This is a genomic window from Mangrovibacterium diazotrophicum, assembly GCF_003610535.1.
Classification (GTDB): domain Bacteria; phylum Bacteroidota; class Bacteroidia; order Bacteroidales; family Prolixibacteraceae; genus Mangrovibacterium; species Mangrovibacterium diazotrophicum.
Genome location: NZ_RAPN01000001.1, coordinates 290725 through 314696, shown reverse-complemented (window position 1 = coordinate 314696; position 23972 = coordinate 290725). Strand labels below are relative to the sequence as shown.

General features: G+C 44.3%; 23 protein-coding genes. 14 read left to right on the top strand and 9 right to left on the bottom strand.

Going from position 1 to position 23972, the window contains the following annotated elements; all coding sequences use genetic code 11:
• Positions 1 to 27: 27 nt before the first annotated feature.
• The 11 genes from BC643_RS01410 (at position 28) to BC643_RS01360 (ending at position 8898) form a co-directional block, all read left to right on the top strand.
• Positions 28 to 474: a NifB/NifX family molybdenum-iron cluster-binding protein gene (locus tag BC643_RS01410; protein ID WP_120271390.1), complete on the top strand. Its 447-nt coding sequence runs from the start codon at positions 28 to 30 to the stop codon at positions 472 to 474.
• 11 nt (positions 475 to 485) lie between these two features.
• The gene (locus BC643_RS01405; RefSeq protein WP_120271389.1) at positions 486 to 722 is read left to right on the top strand and encodes a DUF5320 domain-containing protein; all 237 of its coding nucleotides are present in this window, start codon (positions 486 to 488) and stop codon (positions 720 to 722) included.
• Positions 723 to 736: 14 nt separating this feature from the next.
• Positions 737 to 1072: a NifB/NifX family molybdenum-iron cluster-binding protein gene (locus BC643_RS01400; RefSeq protein WP_120271388.1), complete on the top strand. Its 336-nt coding sequence runs from the start codon at positions 737 to 739 to the stop codon at positions 1070 to 1072.
• Between the two features lie 207 nt (positions 1073 to 1279).
• On the top strand, positions 1280 to 2137 hold the full coding sequence (locus BC643_RS01395; protein WP_120271387.1) for a nucleotide-binding protein: 858 nt from the start codon (positions 1280 to 1282) through the stop codon (positions 2135 to 2137).
• Entirely contained in the window at positions 2134 to 3003 is an 870-nt protein-coding gene (locus BC643_RS01390) for a nucleotide-binding protein (protein ID WP_120271386.1), read from the top strand. The genes BC643_RS01395 and BC643_RS01390 overlap by 4 nt, the downstream gene beginning before the upstream one ends.
• Positions 2996 to 3832, top strand: coding sequence for an Mrp/NBP35 family ATP-binding protein (locus BC643_RS01385; RefSeq protein WP_120271385.1), 837 nt, complete (start codon positions 2996 to 2998; stop codon positions 3830 to 3832). Before BC643_RS01390 ends, BC643_RS01385 begins: the two co-directional genes overlap by 8 nt.
• Positions 3833 to 3842: 10 nt before the next feature.
• Complete coding sequence (locus BC643_RS01380; protein ID WP_120271384.1) at positions 3843 to 4262, top strand: acyl-CoA thioesterase; 420 nt, start codon at positions 3843 to 3845, stop codon at positions 4260 to 4262.
• Positions 4259 to 5041: an MBL fold metallo-hydrolase gene (locus tag BC643_RS01375; RefSeq protein ID WP_120271383.1), complete on the top strand. Its 783-nt coding sequence runs from the start codon at positions 4259 to 4261 to the stop codon at positions 5039 to 5041. Before BC643_RS01380 ends, BC643_RS01375 begins: the two co-directional genes overlap by 4 nt.
• Before the next feature lie 18 nt (positions 5042 to 5059).
• Positions 5060 to 6754 (top strand): FAD-dependent oxidoreductase, encoded by a 1695-nt coding sequence (locus BC643_RS01370; protein WP_120271382.1) that lies wholly within the window; start codon positions 5060 to 5062, stop codon positions 6752 to 6754.
• 88 nt (positions 6755 to 6842) lie between these two features.
• Positions 6843 to 7637: an EFR1 family ferrodoxin gene (locus BC643_RS01365; RefSeq protein ID WP_120271381.1), complete on the top strand. Its 795-nt coding sequence runs from the start codon at positions 6843 to 6845 to the stop codon at positions 7635 to 7637.
• Positions 7638 to 7737: 100 nt separating this feature from the next.
• Positions 7738 to 8898 (top strand): MFS transporter, encoded by a 1161-nt coding sequence (locus BC643_RS01360; RefSeq protein WP_120271380.1) that lies wholly within the window; start codon positions 7738 to 7740, stop codon positions 8896 to 8898.
• Between the two features lie 67 nt (positions 8899 to 8965).
• On the opposite strand, the gene BC643_RS01355 is transcribed toward BC643_RS01360, so the two are convergent.
• From BC643_RS01355 to BC643_RS01330, 6 genes are all read right to left on the bottom strand, one after another.
• On the bottom strand, positions 8966 to 10261 hold the full coding sequence (locus tag BC643_RS01355; protein ID WP_120271379.1) for a class II aldolase/adducin family protein: 1296 nt from the start codon (positions 10259 to 10261) through the stop codon (positions 8966 to 8968).
• A 24-nt stretch (positions 10262 to 10285) separates the two neighbouring features.
• Positions 10286 to 11440 (bottom strand): iron-containing alcohol dehydrogenase, encoded by a 1155-nt coding sequence (locus BC643_RS01350; protein WP_120271378.1) that lies wholly within the window; start codon positions 11438 to 11440, stop codon positions 10286 to 10288.
• 30 nt (positions 11441 to 11470) lie between these two features.
• A complete protein-coding gene (locus BC643_RS01345; protein ID WP_120271377.1) occupies positions 11471 to 12823 on the bottom strand; it encodes an FGGY-family carbohydrate kinase in 1353 nt (450 codons plus the stop codon).
• Between the two features lie 94 nt (positions 12824 to 12917).
• Positions 12918 to 14183: an L-rhamnose isomerase gene (locus BC643_RS01340; RefSeq protein ID WP_120271376.1), complete on the bottom strand. Its 1266-nt coding sequence runs from the start codon at positions 14181 to 14183 to the stop codon at positions 12918 to 12920.
• A gap of 43 nt (positions 14184 to 14226) precedes the next feature.
• Positions 14227 to 14541 carry an L-rhamnose mutarotase gene (rhaM, locus tag BC643_RS01335; protein WP_120271375.1) on the bottom strand — a complete coding sequence of 105 codons (315 nt, stop codon included), beginning with the start codon at positions 14539 to 14541 and terminating at the stop codon, positions 14227 to 14229.
• 13 nt (positions 14542 to 14554) lie between these two features.
• Complete coding sequence (locus BC643_RS01330) at positions 14555 to 15655, bottom strand: L-rhamnose/proton symporter RhaT (RefSeq protein WP_120271374.1); 1101 nt, start codon at positions 15653 to 15655, stop codon at positions 14555 to 14557.
• 150 nt (positions 15656 to 15805) lie between these two features.
• Between BC643_RS01330 and BC643_RS01325 the strand changes: the two genes are divergently transcribed.
• Positions 15806 to 16669, top strand: a complete 864-nt coding sequence (locus BC643_RS01325) for a helix-turn-helix transcriptional regulator (protein WP_120271373.1) — start codon at positions 15806 to 15808, stop codon at positions 16667 to 16669.
• Positions 16670 to 16789: 120 nt separating this feature from the next.
• On the opposite strand, the gene BC643_RS01320 is transcribed toward BC643_RS01325, so the two are convergent.
• Together BC643_RS01320 and BC643_RS01315 are read right to left on the bottom strand one after the other, a co-directional pair.
• Entirely contained in the window at positions 16790 to 17200 is a 411-nt protein-coding gene (locus BC643_RS01320; protein WP_120271372.1) for a secondary thiamine-phosphate synthase enzyme YjbQ, read from the bottom strand.
• A 118-nt stretch (positions 17201 to 17318) separates the two neighbouring features.
• Complete coding sequence (locus tag BC643_RS01315; protein WP_120271371.1) at positions 17319 to 19157, bottom strand: vWA domain-containing protein; 1839 nt, start codon at positions 19155 to 19157, stop codon at positions 17319 to 17321.
• A 111-nt stretch (positions 19158 to 19268) separates the two neighbouring features.
• Between BC643_RS01315 and BC643_RS01310 the strand changes: the two genes are divergently transcribed.
• Positions 19269 to 19856, top strand: a complete 588-nt coding sequence (locus BC643_RS01310) for an RNA polymerase sigma factor (RefSeq protein WP_120271370.1) — start codon at positions 19269 to 19271, stop codon at positions 19854 to 19856.
• The gene (locus BC643_RS01305) at positions 19853 to 21184 is read left to right on the top strand and encodes a carboxypeptidase-like regulatory domain-containing protein (protein WP_120271369.1); all 1332 of its coding nucleotides are present in this window, start codon (positions 19853 to 19855) and stop codon (positions 21182 to 21184) included. The genes BC643_RS01310 and BC643_RS01305 overlap by 4 nt, the downstream gene beginning before the upstream one ends.
• A 23-nt stretch (positions 21185 to 21207) precedes the next feature.
• Here BC643_RS01305 and BC643_RS01300 read toward each other — a convergent pair whose 3' ends face one another.
• Positions 21208 to 23643 (bottom strand): PAS domain S-box protein, encoded by a 2436-nt coding sequence (locus tag BC643_RS01300; RefSeq protein WP_170154418.1) that lies wholly within the window; start codon positions 23641 to 23643, stop codon positions 21208 to 21210.
• Positions 23644 to 23972: the final 329 nt, after the last annotated feature.

Below are 23972 nucleotides of genomic sequence, written 5' to 3'. Positions count from 1 at the left end.
CCCATTAACTACAAATCCTATCCATTCATGAAAAATTTAACAGGCCCTGCTGGTTCTTGCAATGATATCTTCTTTATATTTGCAAATGAACATTTGTTCTTTACTGATGAAATTATACTAATCATTTTCAATTCAATCAAAAACACAAAGCAAATGAAAATAGCAATAACAGCAACTGGCCAAACCATTAAATCGAAAATGGATAATCGATTTGGAAGATGCTCTTTCTTTGCCATTTACGACACAGAACTGAAACAAACAGAGTTCCTTTCTAACCCAGGGCAAGCCAGCAACGAAGGAGCCGGCCCTGCATCCGTTCAATTTATTGCATCACAGGGTGTGCACCGGATAATTTCGGGCGAATTCGGTGGCAAAGTGAAGGATATACTTAGTGGATTAAATATCCAGATGATTATTCACGGTAAAAACGACATTACCATCGAAGAAATAGTGAATCAAATTAGTCGAAATTAAAAACAGAAGCCATGCCAGGATTTAACAGAAAAGGCCCCAAAGGCGAAGGACCGATGACAGGTCGTTCGATGGGAAAATGCGGAAACAAACCAAACCGGATTTTTGGAGAAGAGAACACTGTGACACCAACAGAAAACAATCTGGAACAAATGGAAATGAGACCAATGTTTAGGAACAGAGGCCGCGGAAAACAACGCTTTCAATCTAACGGAGGTGAATTCGGAGGTGGAAGAAGAAGAGGCAGATAAATAAATAACTAAAAATGAGAAAAATAGCTATCCCAACCGAAGGCGGTATTTTGAGTACTCATTTCGGACATTGCAAACACTTTACTTTAATTGAAGTAAAGAATGATTCTATCGGCAACGAAATCGTTGTTGAAGCACCACCTCATGAACCCGGCTTACTGCCCAAGTGGTTGGCAGAAAGAGGTGTTACAGAAATTATATCTGGCGGCATCGGCCAAAAAGCAATTAACCTGTTCAAATCCAACAATATCATCATTCATGCCGGAGCACCCAATAAACCGGCTATTGAGTTGGTTCGTGATTTAATTGACAAAAGGCTGATGACAGGAACTAACGCTTGTGATCATTAAATTCACGCTTTGTAGAGATCTTACCATAACTGAAGCAAAATCGGCAGGAGGAAGGGCTTATTCCGCACAAATCAAACGGGTGAAGCTCCTTCTACCCTGCCCGATTTGTATTGCTAAGAAATTGATCAGGTTGCTACATGAAGTTTGTATTTCTCCAAAGCACCGGGCAAACACCCGTTGTTCGAAAAATGACAATCCTATAAATCAATGAAAATAGCTATTGCCAGCGGCAAAGGCGGGACCGGCAAGACGCTGGTTTCGACAAACCTCTTCAATGTGATTAGCCGGCAAGGACAAAAAGTAAGTCTAATCGATTGCGACGCCGAGGAACCCAATGTTTGTGAATTTATTCGGGGAAATGTTGAAGAGGAAACGCTCACAATGACGCACATTCCACTCATTGACTCACACAAATGCGCTTTTTGCGGCAAGTGCCAGGAGCATTGCAGTTATAATGCCATCATCATGCTTCCTACAATCAAAACAATCCGGGTGATTGAGGATTCGTGCCACGACTGCGGGGCTTGTGTTTACGCCTGCCAGTACGACGCCATTACCGAAAAAGAAAAAGTTACCGGTAGTATTACGCAATATTCCATCAGCGCCAATGCAGATGTGCTCGAAAGTCAGACGGAAATCGGCATTTACTCGCCAGTCTCGATTATCGGGCAAACGATTAACATGGCCGAAGCAGATACATTGACCTTGTTGGATTCACCTCCGGGAACATCGTGTCCGTTTATTGCAACTGTTGAACGGGCGGATTACGTTGTCCTGGTGACCGAACCAACTCCATTTGGTTTAAACGACTTAAAGCTGTCGGTTGAAACACTTCGCAAACTGAAAATAGAATTTGGCGTCGTGATTAACCGGTTCGGTATTGGAAAAGAACTGATTGAAGACTATTTAAACAAGGAAGAAATCGCCGTTTTAGGTCATATTCCATTCGACAAGCGAATCGCAGAGACTTATGCTAAAGGCGACCTGATTACAGATAAAATCCCGCAGTACAGGGAATTGTTCGAGAAGTTGCATCAGAATATTACGAAACAACTACAGAGATGACAGAAATCGCAATTTTAAGCGGGAAAGGAGGCACCGGAAAATCCGGGATCAGCGCAGCTTTGGCCACTTTAGCTCCCAAAGTAGTTGTTGCCGACTGCGACGTTGATGCCGCGAACTTACACCTCATTCTGGAACCACGCAACTACCTCGAAAAGGTTTATACCTCCGGGCAAAAGGCTCATGTCGCCGTCGAAAAATGCGTGAGCTGCGGCAAATGCATGGACTACTGCCGTTTTGATGCCATCAAATTAGCAAACGGGGAATATTCGGTTGTCGAAACAGCTTGTGATGGTTGCAAATTATGCGCGCGCGTTTGCCCAACTGGCGCCATCACGATGATTGATCAAAACGAAAGCCGATGGTTTGCCGGTGATATTCGGAACGGAAAAATGGTGCACGCTCGTTTGGCACCAGGCGAAGATAATTCGGGAAAGTTAGTCAATCTCGTTCGCGACCATGCGCGCAAAGAAGCGCACAATCTTCAGTCTGACCTCATTTTAATCGACGGTCCCCCGGGAATTGGCTGCCCGGTAATTTCAACCTTGAGTGGAATCAACAAAGTGCTGTTGGTAACAGAACCGACTGTATCAGGTATGCACGATCTGAAACGCATCACCGAGTTGGTCAGTCAATACAAACTGGAAGTATTCCTGGTGATCAACAAATGCGACATCAACCCGGAAATGACGGAGGAAATCGAAAAATGGGCTATTGGAAAGCAAATTCCGGTAATCAGTAAAATCCCTTTCTCTCAGGTTTGGGTAGAAGCCATGATCAACTGTAAAAGCATTGTCGACTGGGCACCTGAATCAGAATTAAGTGATCAAATCAGAGCTATTTGGAAAAAATTAATTGATAATGAATAAGCAAGCAACAATCGAAAAAATAAAACTTCCCGGTGTAAAAAATATCATCGTTGTAGCATCCGGGAAAGGCGGCGTCGGCAAATCAACTGTGGCTGCCAATCTCGCGGTCGCATTGGCGTCTGAAGGCTACAAAACAGCGCTGTTCGACGCCGATCTGTATGGACCTTCAAGCCCGATTCTTTTTGATGTTCAGGATGAAAAGCCACAGGTTTTTAAATATCCGGAAGGTGAAAAATATATCCCTGTACAAAAATATGGCGTCAAACTCATGTCCGTTGGGTTCTTCGTTACGAAGAAAAAATCATTGATCTGGCGCGGACCAGCTGCATCCGGCGTACTGACGCAACTATTATCGTCGACCGAGTGGGGCGAAACAGATTTCTTGATCCTGGATTTTCCTCCGGGGACAGGCGACATTCAGCTAACCGCCATCCAGAAACTAACGATTTCAGGAGCACTAATCGTGACCACACCACAGCAATTGTCGCTGGCAGATGCGGAGAAAGCAGCTGATATGTTCGAAAATGAGCACCTCCATGTGCCACTTTTGGGTGTGGTCGAAAACATGGCCTATTTTACACCGGCACAACACCCCGACGAGCGCTATTTTGTATTCGGGAACGGGGGCGGCCAGCTACTGGCGAACCAACTCAATGTTCCATTATTGGCTCAACTGCCGCTAATTTGTGAAAATGAAGTGAATTCGCCTGAAACCTTCAAAATAAGCAAGAACCCGATTATTGTTGAAAAATTCAGAGCCTTGGCCGAATCGATTCAAAAATCGGTGTCGGATAAAGCCTGGGGCTTCAGATACATCAAACAAAATTGAATTGGAAGGAATGATTAAAGGAGAAATAACCCTGCGCCCTCGTTACGGCGAAGTCGACCAAATGGGCTACGTGTACCATGGGAACTACGTCAATTACTTTCACCAGGCTCGTACCGAATTGATGCGCGAATTGGGAATTGAAGACAGTAAACTGGAGGCACAACAAGTTATGATGCCGGTCATCAGTATGAATTTGCAATATCATCGACCTGCCGGTTACGACGAACTGCTGACAATTCACACCATTATTGCTGAAGAGCCCATCACTCGGTTGAATTTTCAGTTTGAAGCACGGAACGAGCAAAACCAGTTGGTGTGTTCGGCTGACTCAACCGTTGTTTTTGTTGACAGTAAGACCCGGAAGCCCATGCGAATTCCGGAATTTGTAAAAGAAAAATTCGATCAACTCTTTGCTGTAAAAATGGCATGAAACTAACGGTATTAACTGAAAACGTTGCCGGAGGCAGCTTTTGTGCGGAACACGGACTGTCGTACCTGATTGAGCATGATGAAAAAACCATCCTATTGGATACCGGACACAGTGATGTGTTCCTGAAAAATGCCAGTCGTTTGGGCTTCAATTTGAATGAGCAAGTTGATCAGATCGTTCTCAGCCATGGTCATTGGGATCACGGGGACGGCTTGAGATACATTCAAAATAAGCCGTTGCTGACGCATCCAAAATCGTTTATGAAGCGTTTTCGGAAACACGATCACACAAATTTAGGCTTGCGCATGAGCCGCCAGGAAGTTGAAAAACAGTTTGATCTGCAGGTTTCAGCCACTCCTGTTCAAATTTCCAAACACATCTTTTTCCTGGCTGAGATTCCAAGAGTAAACAATTTCGAAGCGCAAATGACTGCTTTTGTTGACGAAAACGGGAACGAAGATTTTGTTCCCGATGATTCGGCACTGGCTTTCATCGAAAACGAGGCCTTGATCATCGTGACCGGTTGCAGCCATTCCGGCATCTGCAACATCTGCGAATACGCCAAAAAGATTAGCGGAGTCAATCACATCAAAACCGTGATTGGCGGCTTCCATCTGAAACAAAATAACCTTCAAACGAAGGAAACCATCAACTATTTCATGCGGGAAAAAGTTGAAACGATACTCCCTTCACATTGCACTGACTTACCGGCATTGGCTGCCTTTCAAAACCAATTTTCGAACCCGTTCGTCAAGACCGGGCAAACACATCAATTCTAACCTTAAATCGAATTTGAAATGACTACAAGCAAGAAAATAATCGTTATTGGCGGCTCAGCTGCAGGTCCGAAAGCTGCTGCCCGCGCACGACGCATGGACGAATTTGCCGAAATAACCATGTTTCAGAAAGGCCCCGACCTGTCGATGGCTTCCTGTGGCTTTCCGTATTACGTGGGCGGATTTTTTGACGACCGCAACAAATTGCTTTGTACTCCGACCGGCGTGGTTCGCGACCCTAATTTTTACTGGAATGCCAAGGGAATTGTTTGCAAGATTAACACCGAGGTAACGAAAATAGATCGGGCTAAAAAGCAGATTGAATACAAAGATTTGCTGACCGGTGAAACCGGCACGCAGGGATACGACAAGCTGGTTATTGCGACCGGAGCAACAGCGAATATGCCGCCAATTCCGGGAATCAACCTTGATGGCATCACGACACTGCAATCGATGCAGGATGCCGACTACCTGCGTAAAATCAGGGACGAAAAGAAAATACAAAAAGCAGTTGTGATCGGTGGCGGCTTAATCGGCATCGAAACCCTGGAAGCCCTTCACCTGGCCGGGATTGAACTGACAATGATTGAACTTCTGCCGCAACTCCTCACCTTCCTCGACTGGAAAATGGCGAAGCTGGTTGAAAATTACCTGAAATCGAAAGCCAATGTGGTGACTAAAAATGGTGTTTCTGAATTCATTGGAGAGCATGGAAAACTGACCGGTGTTAAACTCCAGAATGGCACAGAAATACCTTGCAAACTGGCGGTTGTAGCCATCGGCGTACGTCCCCGTGTTGATTTAGCGAAAGCCGCCGGGCTGGAAATTGGCAAGCTTGGAGGCATCATTGTCAACGAGTACATGCAAACCAGCGACCCTGATATTTACGCTGCCGGCGACTGCTGCGAAATTCCCAACCTGATTACCGGCAAAAATGTTTTAGCCCCTTACGGCGACCTGGCGAACCTGGAAGGTCGTGCAGCCGGCGAAAACATCATCAAAGGAAACGTAGCGACTTTTCCGGGAACGATCCAGACCGGAGTTTGTAAGATATTTGATTACGGCGTAGGAATCACCGGCTTATCGGAAGCCAAAGCGATTGATGCTGACATTGACTATGTAAAAGCGGTCAATGCCAGCCCCGACAAACCGGGCTTTATGGATGGTAAACTGCTGTTCACCAAGCTGGTTGCAGAACAGAAAACCGGGCGAATTCTGGGTGCGCAATGCCTTGGTCCGGGCGATGTGAGCAAACAACTAGCCATTTGGGCAACAGCAATCAAAGGAAAATTAACGGTTGACGACATGGTGAATGCCGATCTGCCGTACGCACCACCCTTTTCACTGGCAATCGACCACAGTATCGCAACGGCTCATATCCTTCAAAACAAGATGCACGGTCTGTTTGATGGCATCTCGGCGCTCGATCTGAAAACAATGCTCGATAGCGGCGAAGACCTCTATATTCTCGATGTTCGGGGAGCCGACGAATACGAACAAACCCGTCTTGGCGTTGGTGAAACACTGATTCCACTGGGCGTTCTCAGGAAACGCATCAACGAACTTCCCGCCGACAAAAACAAAACGATCGTTACCTATTGTAAAATATCCCTGCGCGGCTACGAAGCAGCGATGCTAATAAAGGCACATGGCTACACCAACGTGAAAGTGATGGAAGGTGGAATTGCCGGCTGGCCGTTCGAAAAAGAAAAATAGTCAACAAATGATTATTGGGGAGAAACTCCGGCAATCTCAAATTCATTTTTATAAATTTGAAGGCTGCCGGATTTAATTTTCAAATGCTATGGAATCAATAAACAGCATCTACTTTTCGCCAACTCACACCACAAAAACGATAGCAAACACGCTGGCTAACGATCTCTGTTCAAACCTTGTCAATCAGATTAACTTGACGAAGTCGGATTTTGAGATCAACACCGATCAATTTAACGCAGATTCGATCTCGATTATAGGCATGCCCGTCTATTCGGGGCGCTTGCCGCTCGATGCGGTCGTTCGTTTTCTGAATATCGATGGAAAAAGCTCAAAAGCAATCGTGCTTGTTGTTTACGGGAACCGGGAGTTCGACGACGCGTTGCTTGAGCTGGCTGAGCTTGCGCAAAAAGCAAATTTTCAGGTTATTGCTGCGGCTGCTTTTATCGGAGAACATTCGTACTCTACTGCTCAAAAGCCGATTGCAGCCAATCGGCCTGATGCTAATGATCTGCTGCAAATTCACGCATTCTCGAGCCAGATCAAAGTAAAAATGGAAACCGCTAATCGTGATCACCTATTCGCACTCAAGCAGCTACCAGGTAATCGACCTTTTGTAGAGCGCAAACAACGACCAGCCCTTGCACCCGAAACCAATAGCTCCAACTGCACCTTATGCGGAGCCTGCGCCGAATGTTGCCCGACAGGTGCCATAACGGTGAACAGGAACGTTTTTACCGATGCTGAGAAATGCATTTGGTGCTGTGCCTGCGTTAAGCAATGTCCGGAACAAGCGCGCACGTTCGATGTGGAAATTATTCAAACAATTCGCGAACGACTCTTTAAGAATTGCGCGCAAAGAAAAGAGCCGCAGTTTTTTCTTTGAGGATAAATATTTCCATTAAGTGAAGCTTTCTTCCAAATCACCCAGTTGTGATCTCACCTGGGAAGTCTTTTGTTATGTTTGCTTTTCTTAAGCAATTCAAATGACTCCATACAAAAGTTATCGGGAAAACCCGATGTACAAATACTTGATCCTGCTGGTTGTTGCCTCTGCATTGGGCTTCCAGGGCTGGCGAACACTTTTCAATAATTTTGCGGTCGATGTGGTTGGCGTCAATTCCGTTCAAATCGGTATCATCCAATCTGTCCGCGAAATTCCCGGTTTCCTGACCTTCTTTGTGGTTTACTTGCTGCTTATTTTTGTCGAACACCGGTTTGCCGCGCTGTCTGTCATGCTTTTGGGAGTTGGCGTATTTCTGACCGGAATGTTCCCTAGTTTTGGTGGCTTGCTGATGACGATTGTGATCATGTCGGTTGGCTTTCACTTTTTCGAAACCTGCAACCAATCACTAAGTTTGCAGTATTTCCAGGGCGATCGCGTGCCTCAGGTACTGGCCAAACTGAAAAGTTTTGGAGCATTAACAAATGTCTGCGTTGGCGCTTTTATCTGGATTATTTCGAAGCAACTGGAGCTACATTCAATCTTCTATATCATCGGAGCTATTGTGGTCGTGTTGGGCGCCTATGCACTTACCCGCAATCCGGTTGACGAAACTCTCCCACCGCAACACAAGAAATTAATTCTGAAGAAAAAATACTGGTTGTTCTATACACTGAACTTTCTAAGTGGTGCACGCCGGCAGATTTTCGTTGTTTTTGCCGTGTTTATCCTGGTTGAAAAATACCATTTCTCAGTTGGGCACATCACAACGCTGTTTGTCGCCAACAATATCATCACTTATTTTCTAAGTCCCTATGTTGGCAAAGCCATTAACAAATTTGGAGAACGCACCATGCTGAGCATCGAGTACGGAAGTTTGTTGCTCGTGTTTCTGGGCTATGCGCTTGTGGAAAACCGGAACTTTGCAACCGGTCTGTACCTTGTTGACAACCTGTTTTTCAGCTTTTCAATCGCAATCAACAGCTTCTTCCGAAAATACGCCGAACCGAAGGACATCGCTCCTTCCATGGCTGTAGGCTTCACCATCAATCACATCTCGGCCGTCGTTTTGCCGGCTATTGGCGGTATATTGTGGACAATCGACTGGCGGATCCCGTTTCTGGCAGGAGCTTTCATCGTTAGCCTGTCGCTGTTTTTCACCCAATATATCCGAAAGTACGAGGCTCGATTAGTTAAGGCATAAAAAAAAGCAAGCCGACAAAACGCCGACCTGCTTCATAATTAATCTAACCCTGTATTTACTAAGCTTACTAGCTTAAGAATTTCTTGCGAAGGTCTTCAACTTGTTCGTCGTTAATTGGAACAAGTTTACCCAATGAAGCACCCATCACCAGTGATTTCGCGCTAAATTCGGCTACTTCCAATTTATCGAAAGTTCCCAGCAACTTGTCGCCGGTAACGATTACTGAATCGTTGTTTACCAACACAGCCGGAGTGTCTTTTGAAATGGTATTCAAAATACCTTCCTCGCCTGCGAAGTGAGAACCAAACGGCATGTTTGGAATATCTTGCAGGAAGATCCAGCTTTCCGGAATTGTACGAACATCCAACTTTTCATTGGTAACACTGTACGCCATCAAATAAGGTGTCTGTGTCAAAATAATTGAGTTGATGTGCGGGTTGCGCTTGTAGATTTCCTGGTGCAACCAGGTTGAACGGCTTGGAACTTTTCCCGGCTCGCGTTTTCCACCTTTAATTTGTACAATGTCTTCGTGTTGGATATCCCAACGAGAAACTTGCGGAGGAGTGATCAGGAAGTCGTCGCCTCTCCAGCGCACAGAAACTGTTCCGTATGAGCTGATCATCAAACCTTGATCGCAGGCACGGTGAACGATTTTACAGATGTCTTCGCGAATTGCACGTTCGTCAGAAGGATGCTCTACAGCGTCCATTTCAGGCAACAAACGAGGAATTTGAGATTCAAACTCTTCAATTTGCTCGTCTGACAAATAGTTTGGCGTACCAATTTGGCTACCGTAGATGATGGTGCGACAGCAGAACTCCAGCGTTTCGAAACGTTGGTAAGCGTCAACCATGTCGGTACCACCAACTACAGTTCCGTGGTTTTCCATGATTACACCGTTGAATCCTTTTTCAAATTCTTTGGCAATCACATCACCCAACTCATCACTACCCGGCAAGGCGTAATCAGCATAACCGATATCGCCACAGATGTATTTGGCTTGCGGGATGATGTTGGTGTTTGGAATTTGACGCACGATACTGAGGGATACCAGTGCCGGCGGGTGAGCGTGAATAACCGCTTTAATTTCAGGGCGGCATTCATAAATCGCTTTATGGAAAGGGAATTCAGAAGACGGTTTGTGACGACCATCAATCGTACCATCTTTACGTACACATACGATATCAGATGCACGCAAAGTTCCCTTGTCAATTGCAGAAGGAGTAACCCAGATGTCTCCGTTTTCATCGATAATTGAAATGTTACCCCCAGAAGTAGTTGTCAAACCACTGCGGTAAATCTTATCAATGATCATCGTGATCTGATCACGCGGATGCATCAATTTGGTGTCTAATTTTCTCATTTCTAACTAAATTTATATGGAATATTAATAAGCTGCTTCGTAAATTTTCACAGTTTCTTCCAAATTCACCGAGCGGGGATTTCCGCCGGTACAAACGTCAGCCAATGCCTTTTTCGCCATTGTTTCGAAATCTTCAGGTTTAGCACCCAATTCTTTCAAACCTGTTGGAATACCAACATGAGCAGATAATTTTTTGATGGCACCAATCGCTGCGTTATTGGCTTCTTCAGTCGACATACCTGTTGTGTCAACACCTAAAGCTTCAGCAACATCGCGGAATTTATCGCCGCAAACCGGAGCATTAAACTCTTCAACGTAAGGAAGAAGAACTGCGTTACAAACACCGTGAGGTAAATCGTAAACAGCGCCCAGCTGGTGAGCCATGGAGTGTACGTAACCTAAACCACAGTTTGAAAAAGCTTGTCCGGCGATGAATTGGCCCCAGGCCATTTTGTTGCGGGCTTCCATGTTTTGCCCGTCGGCAACAGCGTCACGCAAACTTTCACCAATCAATTTGATTGCTTTTAAAGCCAGGGTATCCGACCAATCGTAAGCACCGGCAGTTACATAAGCTTCAACAGCGTGAGTCAATGCATCCATACCGGTTGCAGCGGTCAAGCCTTTCGGCATGTTCACCATCAAAACTGGGTCGTTAACAGCGATGTCAACCAAACAGTTTTTGTCAACCATCACCATTTTCACTTTCCGTTTTTCGTCAGTAATTACGTAGTTGATGGTGATTTCGCTGGCTGTTCCGGCCGTTGTGTTAATTGCGATCAACGGAGCCGATTTTTTAGCTGATTTGTGAATACCTTCATAAGATTCGATGTCGCCACCGTTTGTTGCCAGAATAGCAATTGCTTTACCGCAGTCCTGAGGTGAACCACCCCCCAAAGTTACGATAGCGTCGCAATTGTTATCTTGATAAACCTTTAAGCCTTCGTTAACATTCGAGACAGTCGGGTTTTGTTTTACCTGGTCGAAAATCAAGTATTTCAAACCTGCTTCTTTCAGGATTTCTTCAACTTTTGCTGCCAAGCCAATTTGCACCAACATCGGGTCGGTTACAAATAAAACTTGTTTGTATGAACTCGTTTTAAGATCCTCTTTCAGTTCTTGCAAGGCATTCGGGCCAACCAAGCTCAAAGGAGGTAAATAAATGCGTTTTGCAGTTTCCATTTGTTTTTAATTTGTTGATTTTATAGTGTGTTAATCTAAAGCCAATTTAATTTCCGGCTTGAATCCAACCACATCGGCCACCACCAAGGCGGCACCCAATGCACTGGCATTGTCAATCTCGGATGTAATAATTTCTTTTTGAGTGAAATATTCTTTCAATAAGTGAATGTAGATCGGGTTACGGGCGAAACCACCGGAGATATACAGTTTGCTGGTTGAATCGTTTTCGGGGATAACCAGGTTAATTGCAGTAATACAAAGGTTTGTTAAGTCGATCATCAGTTTCGTGTAAGCCTCTTCGTAGCTGGCGAAAATGCTCAGATCAACCGACTTCAAGCCATCTTCGAAGCTTTCTTTCCCGGCTGGGAAGAAAACGGAAGTTGAGCCAAACGTTTCTTCTTGTTTTACCAACAGGCTTTCATCACATTTCACATACTTGAAATAGGAACCTTCGGTTTTGAAATGTGTCGCCAGTTTTTCGGCCCACACTTCGTGGAAGTGCCCCATAAACAGGCGTGAAGATTTTACTTGCTGTTTGTCCGGGCTAAGGAAACAGAGGCAATCCTGTTCCAACTGGTCAGCCGTTAAAGGCTCGCTGTTGAACGGATTCATGGTGATGCACCAGGTTCCGGTTGAAACCAAAATAAACGGTTCTTCACTTCCTTTTAAATAAGGCACGAGTGAAGAAGAACTATCGTGAATCCCGGTTCCTACCAACACATTTTTTCCGCCAATTTCACTTTCGAAAACAACGTCGTTGGTTACCGGTTGTGGTAATTCAATTTTGTGATCCCCAATCCAGGGATGGTAAGCCATGCTATCGTAGTCCCACATGAAAGTGTGGCACCCGATTGATGTCGGCTCAGAAACTACTTTTCCATTCAAAGTATAAGCTAAATATTGCGGAAAGTGCAGGATTGATGCTGTCTTCGCGAACAGGTCCGGCTTTTCCTGTTTCAACCACAGGATTTGAATACCGGAATTCAGCAACAAGCCTAACGCCGGGCTAGCTGTACGACGGCAGAACTCGTCTTTACCACCGTAGTTTGCAAATAAGTTTTCGGTGATTGATGAAGGAACTTCCTTCAAATAGTTGTACACAGGTGTCAATCGCTCCCCCTGCGCATCCAGGAACATCAGCGAAGCACCGTAAGTTGAAAAGTTAACAGCCTTCAGATCGTACTCACCGGCTTTCGCGATGGTTGTCAATTCAGTTTTAATCCAATCGGTAATCCGGTCAATATCGTCGCACTCAAACTCATCTTCGTCGGCGCAACATGTAAACTTCTGTTCGTGCTGGAAAACCAGTTTCAACGACTGGTCGAACAGTAATACTTTCTTGTTGGTTTTTCCAATATCGAATACGGCAATAACTTCTTTCATGGTTAGTTTGCGGGCTTTAGCCTGATTTTATAAAAGAGCAAAACAAAAATTACCGGTTCATTTCAGAACCGGTAATTTTCCATTAAACATGTAATTATCTTTGACTTAAAACGTCTTTTTCGTATTGCTGAATTTCAGCGATGTAATCAGCTCCTGTCGGAACACCTTCCTGCAGACAGTAGTAATCCCATACAGCAGCGAAAGGCATTGTTTTCAGTTCTTCCAGCATCGCCAAACGTTCGAAGTTCTGACCAGCTTCTTCCAACTCAACCAATGCTTTAGTCGGCTCCAACATCGCAATCAGGAACGCTTTTTGAGCAGCACGTGTACCAACCACGTAAGCACCAATCCGGTTGATTGAAGCGTCGAAGAAGTCCAAACCAACGTTGACACGACTCATAAAGTCGTTACGAACGATTTCTGAAGCAATCAACTGAATTTCTTCGTTCAGAGTCACAACGTGGTCAGAGTCCCAACGAATCGGACGGGTTACGTGCAACAATACTTCGTCAACAAATTGAAGACAAGAAGAAATCTTGTCACCAACAACCTCTGTTGGGTGGAAGTGACCGTTGTCCAAACAAATCATTTTGTTATTCTTGATGGCATAGCCCAAATAGTAATCATGAGAACCTACTGTCATCGATTCGGCACCAATACCAAACACTTTACTTTCAACAGCATCTTTCATGTTTTCTTTCGGGTACTCCGTTGCAAAACCTTCGTCCAATGATTTTGTCAACTGCGCACGCATGCCGTTACGGTCAACAGGAGTGTCTTTTGATCCATCAGGAATCCAGGTGTTCAACACACAAGGAGAGCCCAATTGTTTACCGATTTCGTTCGCGATTTCGCGAGAACGTTTCAGGTGTTCTACCCAAAACTTGCGAATTTCTTCGTTTTTTGATGACAAGGTAAAACCGCTGTCGGCTTTTGGGTGAGAAAAGAATGAGCCGTTGAAGTCCATGCCGATTCCCATTTTCTTACACCAGTCGATCCATCCTTGGAATTGCTCAACGCTGATCGCGTCACGATCTACCATTCCTTTTGTGAAATCGCCATATAAAGCGTGTACATTTATACGTTGCTTACCCGGAAGCAAAGACATTACTTTCTCCAGGTCGGCCAAAATTTCGTTGATATCACGTGCTTTGCCCGGATAGTTACCGGTGGCTTGAATACCGCCCGACAATTGACCATCAGGATTTTCGGTACCCGACACGTCATCCGTTTGCCAGCAGTGCAGCGAAATTGCTAATTCGCTCATTTTTTTCATTGCAGCGTCAGTATCCACGCCTAGTGCAGCATATTGTTCTTTAGCTATTTCATAAGCTTTTTTGATCAATTCTGTCTTACTCATTTTTATAGATATTAGATTTTATATTATTCTGTTTTTGTTCTCCTTATTCCATGTAGAAAACTTCATCCAATTGGACGCTCACCGGCGAATTGTCGGGATTGGTTTTCATGACGTCGGCCATAAAAGCCCACCACTTTTGCACAATTTCGGTTTTTCCCAAATCCTGCGATCCTCCGTCACCGCTAACCTTTTGAAAAGCAAAAAGGATATTGGTTTCTTCGTCCAGAAATATGGAGTATTCGCTCACGCCGGCGTCTTTCAAAAGCTTTTTCAACTCAGGCCAGATCTCGTCGTGACGTTTTTTGTATTCTTCTTTTTGCCCTTCGTTCAGGTACATTTTGAATGCTAAGCGATTCATTTTATACGTATTTTTAGTTTAAGAAGTCGCTTTTGGCAATACCCATAATGATGATGGATAATAAGATCAGACCAATTCCAAGGAAAATGGTTGTACGTGTTTTACTGGAAACGTCAGCCCATTCTTTGCGATAGAAACCCCAGAAGTTGGCAGTCAAAATAATTGTCGACATGTGCAAAATCCATGAGCTCGCTCCGTTACCAATTTTAGTTTCGCCCATTCCGTAGAAGAAGAACTGAAGGAACCAGGTTGTTCCGGCTAATGCACACAACAGGTAGTTTTTCAGCAGTGGCGACGATGAATCTACAAAATCGCCTCCTGTTTTATTTTTAAGGATAAGCGCCACTGACCAGATTAAGTTAGTGGTCAATCCACCCCAAAGAATAACCAGGAAGATAATATTGTTCTCGAACAGGTAAGTACCATCGCTTACAAAAGGGAAGTTATTCGACACTGCAATTTCGCGAACAGCTTCTCCCATCCGTTTACCAGCATCGATTCCGAAACTGAAAAAGGCACTTAAGATACCCGAAACACCGGCAATGATTAAACCTTTGGTCAATTTAAATTCGGTGTTAACGCCGTCTTTATGACCAACAAGATCTTTATCTTTCATCAAACCAGCCTTACCGCAAAGAACGATACCCACCATCAACACCAGGATACCAAACAAAATTACGCGTCCGCTGTCGGTTGCTAACATATCTGTTAAAGAGTCCCCTTCCGGTAAAACTTCATACAGGTGTCCAATATTTCGAAGAATTGGTAAACCTAAAGATCCAACCAAAGACGTGATCCCAAGTAACACCGAGTTACCAAGCGACATTCCCAGGTAACGAATACCCAAACCGTAGGTAAGACCTCCGATTCCCCACAAAACACCAAGTGTGTAAGTTGTTCCAATAACAGAAGAATCTGCTTCGGCTAAAATGTTCTGCCAGCCCGGAGTTGTTAAAAGGACCGCGATAAATGGCATAATCAACCAGGAGAAAAGTCCACCTACAATCCAGTAGATTTCCCAACGCCACTTTTTTACGACATTATATGGCATGTACCAGCTTCCAGAAGAAGCACCTCCAAGAGAGTGAAAGATAATTCCTAAAATAGCTTGCATAGTTCAGTAGATTAATCAGGTTTAAATTGAATATTGTTTATTTTTGAGATTGATTTTTATTCATAAGCTGGACACAAAAATAAACGGATCAAGTGCGATCGTCAATACACAAATTGGCAAAATAGTTGCACTTTTTGACACAAGATAAGGATGGCCGATTTTCTTAAATACCTAACTCCGGGAGAGCGGGATAAAGACTGGGGAATTTATCTGAATGTTTCCGGATATTCACATGTTCAACCATTTAGCCCATATCCCTCTCCAGCCCACCCAACTGGCTATCACTTCAACTGGGATCAAGGCCGTTTGCTCAATGAGTACCAGATAAACTACATTACTGAAGGGAAAGGAATTTTGGAAACTCGGACCGGAAAATACCAAATTAAGCCCGGCAGTGTGCTTCTGATTTCGCCAAACGTTTGGCACCGCTACCGACCGCTTCAAAAAACCGGCTGGAAAGAGCAATACATTGGTTTTAACGGGACTATTGCAGCACAATTTTTAGCTCATCCGCTCTTTTCTGCCGAACTGCCGGTTATCCAAATCGGAATGCACGAGGAAGTGTTGGACACCTACCTGAAAATTTTTGATTTAGCGAAAGAAGAAAAACCCGGATACCAGCAAATTGCCTCCGGCATGATCGTTAAACTACTGGGATACCTGCTGTCTTTTGAAATGCAAAAGGAGTTTACTGGAAAGCGAATTGCCACAATTATTGAAGAAAGCCGGTTTAAAATGCGTGCGGCGATCAACACGAGTATCGATTTGAAAGAACTTGCCGATCATTATCATATTGGCTATTCCTACTTCCGGAAAATGTTTAAAAGCTACACGGGTGTGGCACCGCACCAATATTATTTGGAGCTAAAGATTATGCGCGCAAAAGAACTGTTGCTGTCAACCGACAAAAGTGTGAAGGAGATTAGCTTTGAGCTGGGCTTTCAGTCGATTCACTATTTCAGTCGCATTTTTAAAAGTAAAACCGGGGTGAGCCCGAGCGATTTAAGGAGCTAGAGGAAGAGCACTGAGAAGATGAGAGAGTTCGAGCCCTGCTTTTCGCTCATCTTCACACCGTCACACACTCTCACTCTCCTACTTCTTCGCCCCAAGCCCCCTGCTCTTTGCACCATGCCCTCACGAATACACCGTCAACACAAGCCTTCGGGATCCGCCGTAATCGCGAAATTCGCAAAAGTAGATGCCCTGCCATGTTCCCAAATTCAGCCTTCCACGGGTAATTGGAATGGTGATTTCGGCCCCAATAACCGACGATTTCAGATGAGCCGGCATATCATCACTTCCCTCGTAAGTATGTGTGTAAACCCGATGATTTTCCGGAATCATCACATTCATAAACGATTCAAAATCGTGTCGAACTGACGGATCGGCATTCTCATTCAGCGAAATTCCGGCAGAGGTATGCTTAACTAAAATGTGCAACAATCCGGCATCGGGCAAATCGGGCAGTTGAGCTTCAATTTCACGGGTAATCAGGTGGTAGCCGCGTCGCATAGCGGGCAGGCTTATTTCTTTTTGTCGAATCATAACTTGCTTGTTTGTTTTTCAAACATAGTAAAAGTTGCGAAAAGGGGAATCAAGGCCACCACAAAGGCGCTCCAACTCCCCTTTATCACCTGTTATTTAATCACAGGATGATACTGCACTATTTTTTACTTAGCAAGTCCAAATCTTCAACGGTTCGTACCAATCGGACAAATTCGGACCGGTAACCTTCGTAATCATTTCCGCGACCGGCTTTGGCCAGTTTCAGTATTTGATCAGCCGAAGTGGTTCCTTTGTAGTCCGAGTCACGAAGCCACATCCCAAACGAAGCGACCGAAGCAGCAAAATTGAAATCCACTGAATTCTCTGTGTTCAGCTTGTTTTCCACCGCTTGTTCCAACAATTTGCTTTTTTTGCCATCCGGATCTTTGTAACGTAATTTAATCGTCAGCAACTCCTCTGCATAATCCCCGCTGACTGGAACTGACGTGCTATATTTCAACGGATCAACCGAAGGCTTTTGATCCTTTTTACCGGCAGGAACAATCTCGTACAAAGCCGTTACGGTGTGCCCCGCTCCCATTTCGCCGGCATCTTTGGTATCATCGTTAAAATCTTCATCATTCAACAAGCGGTTTTCGTAACCAACCAAACGATACTGCTGCACTTGTTGCGAATTGAATTCGAGCTGAAACTTGACATCTTTGGCAATGGTGAATAAGGTACCTCCAAATTCGGAAACCAGCACTTTACGAGCCTCCTGAATGTTGTCGATATACGAATAGTTGCCGTTTCCCTTATCGGCGATCGTTTCCATTTTATCGTCTTTAATGTTCCCCATACCGAAGCCAAGAACCGACATGAAAATGCCACTCTCCCGCTCCTGCTCGACTAAACGTTCCATTTCAGAAGTGCTCGACACACCGACATTGAAATCACCATCAGTAGCCAGAATAATGCGATTATTACCGTCTTGGATGAAATTTTCTCGAGCAATGCGATAAGCTAGCTTCAATCCGGCACCGCCTGCAGTAGAACCTCCTGCCTGCAAGTTGTCCAACGCTTCAAGGATTTTTTCTTTTTTATTCCCGGGGGTTGAATCGAGCACTTTCCCTGCCGCGCCGGCATAGACAACAATTGCCACCCGGTCCTCCTGTCTTAATTCATTCACCAGCAACGCGAACGCTTTTTTTAGCAGAGGTAGTTTGTTTTCCGGCGTCATGGATCCCGACACGTCAATTAGAAATACCAAATTGGACGGCGGCAAATCCGATTTATCAATACTTTTTCCTTTCAGCCCAACTCGCATGAGGTAATTATCCGAATTCCATGGACATGTCCCCAATTCGGTGGTGACACTGAACGGATGCTCACCCTCCGGTTCCGGATAGTCATACGAAAAATAGTTGATCATTTCTTCCACACGAACGGCGTCTTTGGGAGGCAACTGTCCCTGATTCAAGTACCGGCGCACATTCGAATACGACGCATTATCCACGTCAATCGAAAAAGTAGAGAGCGGGTTAACAGACACCTCTTTAAAGCCGTTTTCATGAACCGTTGCATAATTTTCGGTATCCCATTCCGTGTCGGTAAAATTTAAACATTGCTTCGTACTCATACCTCGAATACGTATTGATTGACTGGCAGCTTTTGTTCTTCTTTCTGAACTTATTCCATAACCAACAACAATGCATTCTTCCATTTCTAATGCACTAACTTTTAACACAACATCAATCCGACTTTGGTCTTTGATCTTCACCTTTTCCGTGTCCATCCCGATAAACGAAAAGACCAACACTTTGTCTTCCGGTTGTAACTGGATCTTATAAAATCCATTGACATCGGTTAGCGTACCACGGGGGCTATTTTCAACCGTTACATTTACACCGGGTAATACGGCACCACTTTCATCGGTAACAACGCCGGTGATTTCCCGAGCCGGAATCAGGGTCGGAAATACCAGGCTGATCAGTAAAAACAAGGCAAAATTTTTCATGACAATTCGTTTTAAGATTTATTTCACCTGTAGGATGCACCGATTCAACAAATTCCATAAAAATAATTTCAGGAAATTCCTTTTTCTTATTTTTGAGAGGAATTCAAACGCATGCAACTAAACCCTTTTCACCTAAAAAAGAAACAGCCCACCGACGGGCAACTACTCCAAGACTTCCGCCAATCGGGGGATTTGGACGTTTTAGGTGATTTGTATGCGCGCTACATGGACCTGGTGTACGGGTTGTGTTTAAAGCACTTTAAAAACCGGGAAGATGCGAAAGATGCCGTTATCCAGATTTTCGAAAAGTTAGTTGATGAAATCCCCAAACACGATATCAAATCATTTAAAAGCTGGCTTTATGTTGTATCGAAGAACTATTGCTTGATGGAACTTCGTAAAGCAAAAACAGGGCAATTGCGTTCGCTGGCCGACGAACAAGAATTGGCTAATTTTATGGAAAAAGCAGAGGAATGGCATCCTATAGACGATGAGCCGAACAAGCGAAACGAGGAAGCATTGAAAGCGTGTATTGAAAAGTTGAAGCAGCAACAAAAAGATTGTATCGAGTTGTTTTATTTTGAAAATAAAAGCTACCGCGAGATTTCTGCGGCCCTTGAACTGGAAGAACAAAAAGTAAAAAGTTATATCCAAAACGGAAAGCGGATGCTGAAAATCTGTTTGGAATCGAAACAATGAGCAAGGATCAAAGACATATTGGACACGAAGACTTTCGTCGCTACCGGGAAAACCGGATGAACGAACAAGAGCGCCATGCTTTTGAACGCGAGCTGCAAAAAGATCCATTCCTGGCAGAGGCGTTTGATGGCTACGAACAGGTTGATCCGAGCACTTTTGAACGAGACGTCCTGAATTTGCAGCAAAAAATAGGTCGAAAAAAATCATCGATTACCAAACGTGTTTGGTATGCTGCTGCAAGCATCCTGCTGTTAATAACCGCCGGAACACTATTCTTTCTTGTACAAAACAAACCCGAATCACAGGAAATAGCAAAACTGGAACAGCCGGGGAAAGGGCCAAATATTGAGAATGTTGCCCCTGAACCGGAAGATACGGCGGACACGGAGATGAATGCAATTGTTCTGCTTGAAGATTCAGCGGAGCCTTTCCAATCAAAAAATTCAAAAGTTGAAAACAATACCGCCACCTCCACGAGTGTAACGATAGCAGAAAACAATGCGCCAAGCCCTAAAACAGAAAAAGAAATTGAGATGCTTGATTTTGTCGATTCAGAGGAGGAAGATGCAGATAGCCCCGTGACTGTTCAAATAGCTTTATCCCAAAAATCAGAAGAATTGAAGCAACAGGAAGAGGACAAAAACAAGGTGATCCGCATTCGAGGCGTGAGCTCTGTTTCCAAAAAAGCAAGATCAACGAGAAGCTTCATTCCGATGAAGTCTGATTCCATACCGACAGGTTTCCGTTTAATTAAAGGAAGAGTTATTGTAAAAGATGACAGCCTCCCGATTCCCGGTGTAACGATTGTTGAGCAGAACAGCGGCAACGGCACGATCACCGATCTGGACGGCAATTTTCAACTATTGTTAAGCGACTCGGTCAACAGTCCGCTGGTCGCCAGTTTTATTGGCATGAAAGAGCAGGAATTCCAGCCCGGCGATTCTACAGTTCTTATCAGCATGGAATCGGATCAATTGGCTATGGAAGAAGTTGTGGCCATCGGCTATGGCGTTCAAACAAAACCGGATACCGAAGAACAAATCCGCTACGCACATCCGGCTGATGGAATGCGTGCTTACCGGAAATACCTGGAAGAAAAAGCGATTTTACCAGCCGATTCGCCGAATCAAAAAGTAGTCGTAAAACTGGAATTAACGATCGCATGGGATGGCTCAATCAAAGACATTAGTTGCAAAAATGACAATGATCCTAATTTGGTTGAACTTGCCACACAGATTGTAAGCGAAGGGCCCGCCTGGCGCGCAAAAACAATTAACGGCAACCCGCAGGAATCTGTGATAAATTTGCGTGTCGTATTCCGAAAATAGACAAAGCTACTGAACCCAAAATCCTAGTTTTTCAACACTACTCCCGGCATTCTAAAAAAGAACTTCGCGCCTTCTCCCAGTTCAGATTCTACCCAGATTTCGCTATCTAACAATTCGGCAACTTCTTTACAGATCGCTAAACCCAGGCCCACTCCGCCGTATTCGCGGGTATGCGATTCATCAGCCTGACGGAAGCGTTCGAAAATGAACTTTTGTTTCTCCTCCGCGATTCCAATTCCCTGATCGGCAACACAAAAAACAATATCCTGCTCTTCAATCCGGAAGGTCATCGAAACCAAACCTTCATCGCTGTATTTAACTGCATTGCTCACCAAATTGGACAATATCTGCAACACCTTGTTTTTATCGGTGTACAACCGCAGCTTCCGGTCCTGATCCGGCTCCTGCACATTGAAATTCAGATTTCCTTTTTCGCTTTTAATGATTTCTGCCTCCAGGTAATATTTCATGCTGTCGCACAAGGATAGCAAAGAGAATTCTTCGCGTTCAACATTTGCTCCTTTCGACTGCAGCAAGGCTATTTCAAAGATATCTTCGATAATACTCAGCAGGTGATTGCCACTATCGTTGACTATACCAACCAGCTCGATAATTTGCTCCTTGGGCATTTCTTCATCAATCAAACCACTAAAACCAATGATGGCATTCAACGGCGTGCGAAGCTCGTGCGACATGGTTGCCAAAAAAGCAGACTTCAACCGGCTGGCCTCTTCTGCGAGGTTTTTCGCGCGGATGAGCTCCTGCTCAACATTTTTCATTTCTGTAATATCGCGGGAAACGCCCAACAGACCAATCAAATTTCCTTCGGAATCGTACATCGGGCTTTTAATCGTTTCCCAAAGAATATTTCGCCCATCGGCAGGATGAATAATCCAGTCCTGGTGCCTAATTGGTTTACCCGACTTTACTGCAGCCATGTCTTTCATCCGAAATTCACGGGCTAAACTTAGCCTGGCAAAATCGTAATCGGTCTTGCCAATAACATCTTCTTTACGCACTCCGAAGTACTGCTCCAAATGCCGGTTACAGTTAATATACACACCATTATTATCCTTAATCCACACGGATTCAGGAATGGTTTCAATAATGCGGTCAAGGAAATTTCGTTCCTTTTTAAACCCTTCAGCTACCTCTTTTTGAGCCGTAATATCTGTCCATACAGACATTACTAAAGTACGATTGTGCTCTTTAAGTAAGGACGCAGACATCAGTATAACCCTGACTGCACCGGAGCGGGTTACCAGCTTATACTCGTGGTTTTCAACCCGGCCACGGGCCTGAAGTTCCTTCATAAATACAACCCGATCTCCCGGGTTATGCCAAACATCCAGGTCTTCTTTCGATTTACCGGCATAGGACGCCTTATCCCATCCGGTGATCCGTTCAAAAGCTTCGTTAGCAGCCAATATAATCCCTGAGTGTAGGTCGGTAAGTATGATTGCTGTTGGGCTCAACTCAAATACATTATGAAAACGTTCTTCTGTTTCCTGCAAAGAGATGTCGGATTGCTTACGTTGCGTGATATCGAGAACTGAACCTTCAAACGCTACAACTTCACCTCTTTCGTCCAAAATGCCGATGCAGTGTTCACCGACCCACTTCACTTGCTTTTCCTTGGTCAAGATGCGGTATTCCAAATAGAATTTCGTGCTTTTCTTCAACGATTTCTCCACCGTGGAACGTACATAAGCAACATCGTCGGGATGTATTATTTTAGCGAAGCTTACGGTAGGATCATACAAGAACTCATTGGCTGAAAAACCGGTTACATCATAAGCCGAATCTGTAATAAATAAGGTCGAATAGTCGTCATCATAACGGCACCGGTAAACAAAACCTTGCAAATTCTTGAGTAGTCGTGAAAGATGTTGTCGGCCTTCTGCGACTGCCTGTTTTTCTTCGAGATGCGCGTTCAAGTCAGTTACAACAACACGAATATATTGCAACCCTGTCGCTCTCTGGCCATTTAAATCCGCATTCAATTCAATCTGCCACAATTCATTTGCGCAGGTTTGACTGAATACTTTCGTACTCAAAACCTCTCCTTCTTGCTGCAAATGCACCATCAGTGCAATGAGTTCGGCTGTTAGGATCGGATTATAGAAGTAAGCCAGATTCTCCGCTTGAAGCTTCTTGGTTTTGTTCCAAGGCGTAAGGCAAACTGTTTTCAGGAGTCCTTCAATTTTAGCCGGGAACTCAAGTAAATAACGATCCAAATCAGCAATGCCCGCATCTTCTAGCTTTTTCAGCTCCTGATACATAACGGTAAAATCAGCCCAATAGAGTGAGGTAAAAGACTCCGTCGCTTCCATCACAGGTTCCGTATTAGTCGGAGAACTATTCAGCCTATCAGCCTGTTGCTCAAGCTTGGCTACTCTGGCTTTGTACTTATCAATTTCCTTTTTAAGTAGGTCTATTTCAAATTCCCTTGTCTTCATATCAAGTCCTTCCGTAGGACCCTTACCTCCCGATTTAAAATCCATTTCGATTACAATATTATTACAATTTGAGAAATTAGACTAATCAGTAAAGACACTGAAAGTCCAATTGGGGTGTAATCGTAGATGCTGGCCTGTAGAATTGATCTAATTTAATTCGGACTAAAATGGAACTCATTCTGAAGCCGTAAATCATCTGAATAAATTCCGTCGACCGAACCTTTACCAACATAAAACACATAATAGATAATTGCGCAATTTTGTTCAGAAATTGCACAATTTATTTCTATTTCGAACTAAAATTCAATAGTTATACCAAATAAGAAAAC